We start from the raw sequence: 8748 nt of genomic DNA, 5'->3' as shown, positions 1-8748 counted from the left end.
CGCGCCGCCGCCGAGGCCGGTGTCACCGCGCCGCTCCCCCACCACGGTGCCGTCGAGGTCGAGCAGCACCACCCGCAGCTCGTCGCGGTCCAGGTGGACGCCCACCGCGTGTCCGGCCTCGGGGACCAGGCGAAGCACGGTGCGCGGCTTGCCGCCGGTGGAGGCGCGGCGTCCGGCCTCGGCGGCGAAGCCCTCCTCCCGCAGCCGCGCGGTGATCTTGCTGACGGCCTGCGGGGTGAGCCCCGTGCGCTCGGCGAGTTCCAGCCTGCTGATGCCCTCCGCCCCGGCGCCGCGCAGCAGATCGAGCACGAGTGCGGTGTTGTGGGACCGCACCGCGAGCAGATTCGCCCCCGCCGGGTTGCTCCTCGTCCTGTTCACGGGTCCATTCTCTCCGCCGCTTGCACTTTGGCAACAGCGTTGCGAAAGTAGGAGTCATGACTGGTACACCCCTCCGCGTCGGCCTGATCGGCTACGGCCTCGCCGGCTCCGTCTTCCACGCCCCGCTGATCGCCGCCACGGACGGCCTCGTCCTGGACACGGTCGTGACCTCGAACCCCGAGCGCCAGGAGCAGGCCCGCGCCGAGTTCCCGGACGTCCGCGTCGCCGCCACCCCGGACGAGCTGTTCGAGCGCGCCGGTGAGCTGGACCTGATCGTCATCGCCTCCCCGAACAAGACGCACGTGCCGCTCGCCACCTCCGCCCTCAAGGCCGGCCTGCCGGTCGTGGTGGACAAGCCGATCTCCGGCACCGCCGCCGAGGCCCGCGAACTGGCCGCCCTCGCCGACGAGCACGGGGTGCTGCTCTCCGTCTTCCAGAACCGCCGCTGGGACAACGACTTCCTCACCCTGCGCAAGCTGCTGGCCGACGGCGCGCTGGGCGACGTCTGGCGCTTCGAGTCCCGCTTCGAGCGCTGGCGCCCGCAGCCCAAGGGCGGCTGGCGCGAGTCCGGCGACCCGGCGGAGATCGGCGGCCTGCTCTACGACCTCGGCAGCCACGTCGTCGACCAGGCCATCACCCTGTTCGGCCCGGTCACCGAGGTGTACGCCGAGGCGGTCGTCCGCCGCGACGGCGCCGAGACGGACGACGACACCTTCCTCGCCCTGACCCACGCGAACGGCGTCCGCTCGCACCTGTACGTCTCCGCGACCACCGCCCAGCTCGGCCCCCGCTTCCGGGTGCTCGGCTCGCGCGCCGGCTTCGTGAAGTACGGCCTGGACACGCAGGAGGCCGCGCTGCGCGACGGCGCCCGCCCCGGCACCGACGCCGCGTGGGGCGTCGAGGAGGAGTCGCTCTGGGGCCGTCTGGGCGCCGGCGAGTCCCCGGTCACCGGCGGCGGCACCGCCGTGGAGACCCTGCCCGGCGACTACCCCGCCTACTACGCGGCCGTGGCCGCCGCCGTCCGGGGCACCGGCCCGAACCCGGTGACCGCGCTGGAGGCCGCGGAGACCCTCGACGTACTGGAGGCGGCCCGCCGCTCCGCCCGCGACAAGGTGACGGTGACCCTCTGATGACGCAGGCACAGAACACCCCGAGCGTGGCGGACCTTCAGGCCCAGGAAGAGCGCCTGGTCTTCCGCAGCTTCACCCACGACGACGCCTGGGCGCTGGGCTCCCTCCTGGTCGAGCTGGGCCGGGAGCGGCAGGCGCCCATCGCCGTCGACATCCACCGCGCGGGCCAGCAGCTCTTCCACGCGGCGCTGCCCGGCTCGACCCCGGACAACGACGCCTGGATCGCCCGCAAGCGCCGGGTGGTGGAGCGGTACGGCTCCGCCTCCTACCTGGTCGGCTCACGTTTCCGCGCCAAGGGCACCACCTTCGAGGACTCGTCCCGCCTCGACCCCGACCGCTACGCGGCGCACGGCGGTTCCTTCCCGATCACCGTGGAAGGCGTGGGCGTCATCGGCTCGGTGACCGTCTCCGGGCTGCCCCAGATCGAGGACCACCGGCTGGTCGTCGAGGCGCTGGAGCGGTTCCTGAAGGTGTGACACCCGCGCGGCTCCCTCCGGTCGGGCCCGTCGTGCACGACGATCGTTCGTGCACGACATCCAGCCGGAGGGAAAGAACCGATGAGCGACTCGACGAGCGGGAGCATCTCCAAGGCGGAGATCGGCCGGTACGGCGTATGGAGCCTCGGCCTGCGCAACGAGGACCCGGGTCGGCGCGGTGAGATCGGGGAGGCGGCGGCCGAACTCCAGGAACTCGGCTACGGCACCGCCTGGCTCGGCGGCTCCAGCGCGCCCGTCAACGCCCTGCCCCTGCTGGAGAAGACCGACCGGCTGGTCGTCGGCACCAGCATCCAGAGCATCTGGCAGCACGACGCCCGCGAGAGCGCGGCCGGTTACGCCGAGGTCGAGACCGCGCACCCCGGCCGGTTCCTGCTCGGCCTGGGCGTGAGCCACGCCAGGCTGACCGAGCAGTACCGAAGGCCGTACTCGGCGCTGGTGGAGTACCTGGACGAGCTGGACGCGGCCGGCGTCCCGGCCGGGCGGCGCGTCCTGGCCGCGCTCGGACCGAAGACCGTCCGGCTGGCGGGCGAGCGCTCGCTGGGGGCGATCCCCTATCTCGTCACCCCCGAGCACACCGTGCGGGCCCGCGAGATCCTCGGCCAGGAGCCGCTGCTGGCACCGGAGTTCGCGGTCGTACTGGAATCCGACCCGGCCCGCGCCCGCGAACTGGCCCGCGGTCACCTGGACATGTACCTCCAGCTCCCCAACTACACCACCAACTTCGAGCGGCTGGGCTTCACCGAGGACGACCTGCGCGACGGCGGCAGCGACCGGCTGATCGACGCGCTGTACGCCTGGGGCGACGACGACACCATCCGCCGGAAGGTGAACGCCTTCCTGGAGGCGGGCGCCGATCACGTCGCCCTCCAGGTCGTGCAGGAGGGCTCTGCCGACGACCTGCACCGCGCGGCCTGGCGGAAGCTGGCGGGCATCCTCCTCTGACGCTGCCGGCCGCCCCCCTGGCCGCTCACGACAGCACCGCCCGCTCCACCGCGCTCCAGGTGGTGCTGGTGACGACGTAAAGCGCGGCGGCCAGGGGGACGACGGCGACGGTCACCAGGGTGGCGAAGGACAGGAACGGGGCCACCTTCCCGACCGCGGCCTGGCCGGGAACGCCTGCCTGCACGGCGTTCTCGGCCGCCGCACGCCTGGTGCGCCGGAAGTTGACCGTGGCGACGGCCGCGACGACGGCGAAGAGGGCCAGGTAGACGAGGTCGGCCCCGCCGAAGATCCCGCCGTCGAGGGCATCGGTCCAGCGGCCTGCGAGCGGGGCGGCGAGGAGGTCGTGGTCGAGGAGGGTGTTGGGGCCGTCACCGATCGTGGCGTTGGAGAACAGGTGGTACAGCAGGAAGAACGCGGGGAGTTGGAGCAGACCGGGCAGCAGGCCGGAGAACGGGGAGACCTTCGCCTCGGTGTGCGGCTCCAGCACCGCCCGCTGGAGCCGCTCGGGATCGCGGGCGTGCTTCGCGCGCAGCCCGGCGCCCCTGGGCTGGAGGGCGGTGCGGGCCCGCTGTCCCCGGGCGGCGGCACGGGCGAGCGGGTGGGTGGCCAGCCGGACCAGCGCGGTGAACAGGACGATCGCGGCGGCGGTCGCGGAGGCGCGGAAGAACGGCTGCAGCAGGTCGGCGAGTTGCTCGACCAGGTGGGCGAAGACAGACATGGGGAACCCTCCGTACGGGGTGGCGTCGTGCGGGATGCGGCCGGGAAGCGGCCGATGGCAGGACGACCCGCGCGGGCGGGGCGGAGAGAGGGGTGGTGCGGCCCTACGCGCAGGTCGTCGGCAGGACCCGGCCGGGCGCCCGTGGCCTGCGGCGGCCCTTCGCGTCGGGGTCGCGCTGCGCCAGGAACGCCGTACGGCGGGCCCTGTCGCGTATCGCGGTGCGGACGCGCGTCGGCGGGACGGCGGGGACGCGGCGGGCGGTGAGGACCGAGCAGAGGGCGAGGGCGGTGCCGGCGGCGGTGGTCGCGGCGAGCGCGACGGCGGTGGTGAGACCGCCGGAGCCGAGCAGGGCGGCCTGGAGCAGCAGGAGCTGGAAGAGGACGAACAGCGGCAGCAGGGCGCGCGTGACGGCGGAACGACGGTGCACCACCGACGACACCCCCCTTCTGTGCCCCTGCCCCCATGACTACGGGCTGTACAGGCCCGTTCACCGCGTACAACGCCCGGTGTTCCGGCCCGGTTCCCGATCTTCGCCGCGAGTTGGAGAAATCTCCTCGTCGGGCGCCCTCCTCCGCTGTCACCCCTCGGCAGTACGGTGTCATGCATGCGCCCCGACACGCCTGCCGAGAACGTCGACCACACCGCCGAAGCGGCACGCCTGGAGCGGACCGCCGGCCTGTACCCCGAGGACGCGGAGGTGCTGCTGCTGCGCGCCGCGGCCCACCTCGAACTGTCCGGCGCCCGCCCCGCGGCGACCGCGCTCTACGACCGGCTGCTGTCCTCCGCCGGCCCGCTGGAGCATCCGCAGCTCGTCCGCGCCCTGAAGGCGGCGAACCTGTGGGAGTACGGCCACGAGGCCGAGGCGCGGGCGATCATCGACGGCATCCGCACGGCCGCTCCGCGGGACGCGGCGCCGTGGGTGATCGTCGCGGAGGCGCTGGAGTCGCACGACGAACTGGAGGCGGCGCACGAGACGTTCCACCAGGGAGCGGTCCTGCTGCTGACGGACGCGCCGGAGCCGCCGTACGCCACGCACCCGCTCCTCTTCGGCCGCCACCGGGTCCGCCGCATGCTGGGCCTCCCGCACGACACCTGGGACGCGCTCGCCGACACCCTCCACACCTCCCCGGTCTCCCTGGACGAACTCCACGACCCCAAGCGCGTCTGGTCCCTCGGCTCGGAGAACCCCGCCGAGCTCGAAGCCGAGATCTCCCGCCTCCGAGCGGAACTCTCCACGGCCCGCGAGGCCCTCTCCCGCCCGTACCCGGTGGCGGTCCTGCACTGGCCGTCCTCGGAGCTGACGGAACTGGTGACGGCGTACCCGACCCTGGAGTCGGAGTACACGTCCCATGCCCACCACCTGGCGACCATAGAGACGTCCCTCCGCGAACTGGCCGCCTCCGGCACCCCCAACCTCGGCATCGTCACCGGCACGGTCCCGTCCTACGAGGCCTTCGCGGCCTCGGAGGGCGCGTCCCCTGCGGACCCGGCGCTGCTCCCGGAGTACGCGACGACACTGGCGGCGCGGGGGTTGGCGGTGGCCTGGCCGCCACAGCGGGGGGCTGGGTGTTGGTGTGTGAGTGGGCGGGAGTACGGGGAGTGCCACGGGGCGGAGTGAGGCGCGCTGACCACCCCTTCAGCCGTTGTCAGTCGTGGCTGTTACAACTAATCCACGTTGACAGGTGCCTGAGGGGGTTGCCGTGACAGAGGCAAAGGGGCCGGCGGAGCCGGTTGCTGGGGTCTACGAGAAGCTGATCACTCAGGACGACGAGCGAGAGCTCAAGCAGCTAGAGGCTCTGGGCTGGAAGGCCATCAATACAGAGGTCAGCGAGGAGTCCACACCCCATGTGCTTGCTCGGCACATTGGCGCGATGGTCACCCAGAGGCTGAGCCAGCTTCCTCCGGAGCAGCGTGTGCCGTTCGCCAACGGGCTCCTGGCCTCGCTTGCCTCCAAGGGCGCGCCGGAACACGAGTCGGAGCCGGTCAGCGCCCTCGTCGAGGGCCCGCAGCAACTGCTCGCGCTTGCCAAGCAGGAGGCTCCCGGGGCCTACTCCGTGCGCCCGCTGACCCCGCTGTCTGAGGCATCCCTGCTGACGAACTCCCCCGAGGACCTGAGCCTGGGCACCGAGCTTCGAGCGGAGCTTGCCACCGCGGACCGCATTGACCTGCTGTGCGCCTTCGTGAAGTGGTACGGAATACGAGTCCTTGAGGACGCCCTGCGCGCTGCCAAGGAACGCGGTGTGCCGATTCGAGTCATCACCACCACGTACATGGGCGCCACGGACCGCCATGCTCTGGACCGCCTCGTACGGGATTTCGGCGCCACCGTAAAGGTCAATTACGAGATCCGGTCTACCCGCCTCCATGCCAAGGCATGGCTCTTCCGTCGCAACACCGGCTTCGACACCGCGTACGTGGGCAGCTCGAACCTCTCTCGGGCCGCGCTACTCGACGGGCTCGAGTGGAACGTGCGTCTGTCGTCGGTGGCTACGCCGGCGGTACTGGACAAGTTCGAGGCGACCTTTGACGCGTACTGGAACGACACTGCCTTCGAGACCTACGACCCTGATCAGCACGGCGCGCGCTTGGACGAAGCGCTGGCGCAAGCGAGTGGCACTGGCTCCGGCACCGACCTGAAGATCAACCTCTCTGGTCTGGAAGTACGCCCCTTCCCGCACCAGCGGGACATGTTGGAGCGCCTCACGATCGAGCGGGAGCTTCGCGGACGCCACCAAAACCTTCTTGTTGCTGCCACTGGCACGGGCAAGACCGTGATGGCCGCCCTTGACTACCGCGGCTTGCGTAAGAACTTCGAGGGTGGCCAGCCCCGACTCCTCTTTGTCGCCCACCGCAAGGAAATACTGCGGCAGTCTCTCCGCACCTACCGCGAAGTGCTCGATGACGGATCGTTCGGCGAGCTTCTGCATGGCGGCCAGGACCCACGCGAGTGGAACCACGTCTTCGCCAGCGTCCAGTCCCTCAATGTGCAGCGTCTTGAGCAGTTGGCTCCTGACCACTTCGACATCATCGTGATGGACGAGTTCCACCATGCCACCGCTTCGACATACCGAAGGGTCATCGAGCACTTCTCGCCCAGGGAGTTGCTGGGGCTGACGGCTACGCCCGAGCGGATGGACGGACGCAACGTTCAGGATGAGTTCTTCGATGGCAGGATCGCGGCCGAAATGCGCCTCTGGGAGGCACTGGAAAACGACCTCCTCTGCCCCTTCCACTACTTCGGCGTACCCGACGGCACGGATCTTACGAACCTGAACTGGCAGAAGGGTTCGTACACCGACCAGGACCTCGACAAGCTCTACACGGGCAACCACGCTCGCGCCCGCATCGTGGTGAAGCAGATCCAGGACAAGGTCTCCAACCCCGGCTCCATGCGGGCGCTCGGCTTCTGCGTCACCAAGGCCCACGCACACTTCATGGCGGGCTTCTTCCGCGAGGCGGGCTTCCAGGCAGTGGCGCTCGACAGCGACTCTTCCTCGGAGACGCGCGCCCAGGCACTTGCCGATCTCCGTGAGGGCAAGCTTCAGGTGATCTTCTCCGTCGACCTATTCAACGAGGGTCTCGACATCCCCGACGTCGACACGCTGCTCCTGCTCCGTCCGACCAACAGTGCCACGATCTTCCTTCAGCAACTGGGTCGAGGGCTGCGGCGCACCGAGACCAAGCCGGTACTCACCGTCCTCGACTTTATCGGGCAGCACCGGGCCGAGTTCCGCTTCGAGGAACAGTTCCGAGCCTTGACCAACCTGACCCGGAACCGGCTGGTCGATCACATCGAGCATGACTTCCCGCAGCTCCCGTCGGGCTGCCAGATCATCCTGGAGGGGAAGTCCAAGAACTTCGTCCTGGACAACATCCGGACCCAGCTTGGGGCTACGGTGAAGACGCTGGTCAAGGAGGTGAAGTCCTACCACACACCTCTTTTGGCCGACTACTTGCGAGAGAGCAGGCGCGAGATCAAGGAGCTCTACAAGAGCGACAACTCGTGGACGGCGGTGCTACGCCGCGCAGGTTCCTCGAAGAGACCGCTCCCCCTGCGGAGGCCGCGCTGCTGAAGCGAGTCCACTCCTTCCTGCACGTCGACGACCCGGAGCGGGCGGATGCCTATCAACGGCTGCTCCGGGATGACGCCCCCTCCTACGACGAACTGAGCGCCCTCGATCAGGCTTACGCTCGCATGCTGTTCTTCAACATGTGGGACAACGCTGGCGGCTTCACCAGCTACCAGGAGGGCCTTGACTCGCTGCGGCCATTGACGGAGTTCCGTGACGAGGTGCGTCAGCTACTTACGTATGTCATGGAGCGAACGGACCACTTCCCCCTCTCCCTCTCCGGGCGCCTGAGTCAGGTGCCGCTGAAGGTGCACAGCGCCTACAACCGCTCCGAGATCCTCGCTGCGCTCGGTGTGGCCCGCCTCGGTGGCCAGATGCCGCGCTCGTTCGCGCAGGGAGTGCAGTGGGTCGATGAACTGCAGACGGACGCGCTACTCATCACGCTGGAGAAGAACGAGAAGGACTTCTCCCCCACCGTTCGCTATCGGGACTACGCGCTTAGCCCGACGCTCTTCCACTGGGAGTCACAGAATGCCACGGCTGCCGACTCACGGACGGGCAAGCGCTACCAGCAGCACGAAGCGCTGGGCAGTGAGGTCCTTCTCTTCATGCGGCGGTACAAGAACACCGACATAGGCAAGTCTCAGCCCTGGATGCTGCTCGGGCCGGCCACGTACGACACACACACCGGCAGCAAGCCGATGGCCATCACCTGGCGTCTCAAGCACGAACTGCCGGCGGATGTATGGACGTACTCAGCAGCCGTCACGGCAAGCTGACGCGTCAGTCCCACGCCGGGGATTCTGGCGGCTACGCCACCGCCACCAGATCCGCCAGGCCGAACAGAAGAGCGTAGCCGGGCGGGAGTTGGGCGAGGAGACGGGCTGTCCGGGCGGCGCCCAACTGCTGGGCCAGCGCCGTCAAGACCGAGGTTACGTGCCAGCGGGCCGTTGCCGGGGTCGCGTTCTCCATGTGGGGGGCCACGGACTCTACGAACTCGCGTGCCGTGAGGG

Annotated in this window: 8 protein-coding genes and 1 pseudogene; 5 read left to right on the top strand and 4 right to left on the bottom strand. The window is 69.8% G+C overall.

Features of this window, described 5'->3' with window-relative positions; all coding sequences use genetic code 11:
- Positions 1–378 (bottom strand): winged helix-turn-helix transcriptional regulator (locus CCN33_RS24730; RefSeq protein WP_140394658.1); only part of this gene is annotated, 378 nt, incomplete at its 3' end.
- A gap of 56 nt (positions 379–434) precedes the next feature.
- Between CCN33_RS24730 and CCN33_RS24725 the strand changes: the two genes are divergently transcribed.
- The 3 genes from CCN33_RS24725 (at position 435) to CCN33_RS24715 (ending at position 2947) form a co-directional block, all read left to right on the top strand.
- Entirely contained in the window at positions 435–1508 is a 1074-nt protein-coding gene (locus CCN33_RS24725; protein ID WP_086695690.1) for a Gfo/Idh/MocA family protein, read from the top strand.
- On the top strand, positions 1508–1984 hold the full coding sequence (locus CCN33_RS24720; protein WP_086695689.1) for a heme-degrading domain-containing protein: 477 nt from the start codon (positions 1508–1510) through the stop codon (positions 1982–1984). Before CCN33_RS24725 ends, CCN33_RS24720 begins: the two co-directional genes overlap by 1 nt.
- An 81-nt stretch (positions 1985–2065) precedes the next feature.
- Entirely contained in the window at positions 2066–2947 is an 882-nt protein-coding gene (locus CCN33_RS24715; protein ID WP_086695688.1) for an LLM class F420-dependent oxidoreductase, read from the top strand.
- A 25-nt stretch (positions 2948–2972) separates the two neighbouring features.
- Here CCN33_RS24715 and yidC read toward each other — a convergent pair whose 3' ends face one another.
- Together yidC and CCN33_RS24705 are read right to left on the bottom strand one after the other, a co-directional pair.
- A complete protein-coding gene (gene yidC, locus CCN33_RS24710; RefSeq protein ID WP_086695687.1) occupies positions 2973–3665 on the bottom strand; it encodes a membrane protein insertase YidC in 693 nt (230 codons plus the stop codon).
- A gap of 103 nt (positions 3666–3768) precedes the next feature.
- Complete coding sequence (locus tag CCN33_RS24705) at positions 3769–4092, bottom strand: DUF6412 domain-containing protein (protein ID WP_086695692.1); 324 nt, start codon at positions 4090–4092, stop codon at positions 3769–3771.
- A gap of 177 nt (positions 4093–4269) precedes the next feature.
- On the opposite strand from CCN33_RS24705, the gene CCN33_RS24700 reads away from it, so the two are divergent.
- Together CCN33_RS24700 and CCN33_RS24695 are read left to right on the top strand one after the other, a co-directional pair.
- Positions 4270–5283, top strand: a complete 1014-nt coding sequence (locus tag CCN33_RS24700; protein WP_086695686.1) for an SEC-C domain-containing protein — start codon at positions 4270–4272, stop codon at positions 5281–5283.
- Positions 5284–5365: 82 nt separating this feature from the next.
- A pseudogene (locus CCN33_RS24695) lies at positions 5366–8514 on the top strand (DEAD/DEAH box helicase).
- Between the two features lie 31 nt (positions 8515–8545).
- Here CCN33_RS24695 and CCN33_RS24690 read toward each other — a convergent pair.
- The coding region (locus tag CCN33_RS24690) for a DUF2267 domain-containing protein (RefSeq protein WP_140394657.1) at positions 8546–8748 on the bottom strand (203 nt) is incomplete at its 5' end.

This window comes from Streptomyces recifensis, from assembly GCF_002154615.1.
Classification (GTDB): domain Bacteria; phylum Actinomycetota; class Actinomycetes; order Streptomycetales; family Streptomycetaceae; genus Streptomyces; species Streptomyces griseoluteus.
The sequence above is the reverse complement of the archived record's forward strand: the minus strand, read 5'-3'. Positions and strand labels throughout refer to the sequence as shown.

What these genes read in the sequence shown, in the direction of transcription:
- CCN33_RS24725 (WP_086695690.1), top strand. Translation starts at nt 435, where the DNA reads ATGACTGGTACACCCCTCCGCGTCGGCCTGATCGGCTACGGCCTCGCC.
- CCN33_RS24720 (WP_086695689.1), top strand. Translation starts at nt 1,508, where the DNA reads ATGACGCAGGCACAGAACACCCCGAGCGTGGCGGACCTTCAGGCCCAG.
- CCN33_RS24715 (WP_086695688.1), top strand. Translation starts at nt 2,066, where the DNA reads ATGAGCGACTCGACGAGCGGGAGCATCTCCAAGGCGGAGATCGGCCGG.
- yidC (WP_086695687.1), bottom strand. Translation starts at nt 3,665, where the DNA reads ATGTCTGTCTTCGCCCACCTGGTCGAGCAACTCGCCGACCTGCTGCAG.
- CCN33_RS24700 (WP_086695686.1), top strand. Translation starts at nt 4,270, where the DNA reads ATGCGCCCCGACACGCCTGCCGAGAACGTCGACCACACCGCCGAAGCG.